Source organism: Mesorhizobium sp. M7A.F.Ca.US.005.03.2.1, assembly GCF_003997795.1.
Lineage (GTDB): Bacteria > Pseudomonadota > Alphaproteobacteria > Rhizobiales > Rhizobiaceae > Mesorhizobium > Mesorhizobium ciceri.
In genome coordinates this window covers 1-967 of the sequence record NZ_RZRP01001368.1, presented here as the reverse complement: position 1 = coordinate 967, position 967 = coordinate 1, and the positions used below count along the sequence as shown (strand labels likewise).

Below are 967 nucleotides of genomic sequence, written 5' to 3'. Positions count from 1 at the left end.
CCACCCAGAGGCAGGTCGCTGAGCACTTCAAGAACCCGGTCGGACGCGCCGAGCAGGGCAAAGCAGCCGCCGATCGCGATCAGCGAGCTGGAGGCGAAGAAGGCGGTGCCTTGCTGCAGCCCGCTCATGATGGCGGTGTCGACGATGCGGATCTCGCGCTCGGCCATGGTCCGCATCCAGGCTTGCCGCTGTGCATTCATCGCCGTCGTCAGCGACACCCGGCTGACAAGCTTGCCGTCGGAGGCAAACGTGTGCAGCAGCCACGCGACGAGGAAGAAGGCCAGCGCCGCGAGATCGGCTGTCGAAAGATCGAGGGAATCGCCCATGGCCTGAATTTATCACATTCAGCGCGATCGCTTCGATGTCCGCATACAGCGATCGTGCCAATGTCGCTGCCGGAGCAAACAAGGTCGGCGGGTGCAGCGCCGCGATTTCCAAAAGAGCGGAAACATCGTGGGAATTCCTATATGTAGTCCTCGACCTGACTCCAGGAGACAACGCCGCGTGTTCCTTTCGGTTTTCGACCTGTTCAAGATCGGCATAGGACCCTCGAGTTCGCACACGATGGGACCGATGACCGCCGCGGCGCGGTTTCTCGACGAGGTCGCGGGAAATGACTGGCCGCGCCCGGCGGGTGTGAAGGTCGACCGCCTTGGCGCCAGCCTGCACGGGTCACTCGCCTATACCGGCATCGGCCACGGCAGTGACCGCGCCGTCATGCTCGGCCTTGCCGGTCTGACGCCGCAGACGGTCGATCCCGACCAGGCCGATGGCATTGCCAGCCGCATCGCCGCCGAAAAGCGTATTTCGCCGCCCGGCCATCCCACCTATCGCTTCGATCCGGCCACCGATCTGGTGCTGGACCGCAAGACGCCGCTCACCGGCCACGCCAACGGCATGGCGTTCTACGCCTATGATTCCGGCGGCCGCCTGCTGCTCAAGCGCATCTATTATTCGATCGGCGGCG

Annotated in this window: 2 protein-coding genes; one reads left to right on the top strand and one right to left on the bottom strand. The window is 64.1% G+C overall.

Going from position 1 to position 967, the window contains the following annotated elements; all coding sequences use genetic code 11:
* Positions 1-326: DUF599 family protein (locus tag EN991_RS37840; protein WP_127370611.1), on the bottom strand; the 326-nt coding region annotated here is incomplete at its 3' end.
* A 178-nt stretch (positions 327-504) separates the two neighbouring features.
* Between EN991_RS37840 and EN991_RS37835 the strand changes: the two genes are divergently transcribed.
* The coding region (locus EN991_RS37835; RefSeq protein ID WP_281058859.1) for a serine dehydratase beta chain at positions 505-967 on the top strand (463 nt) is incomplete at its 3' end.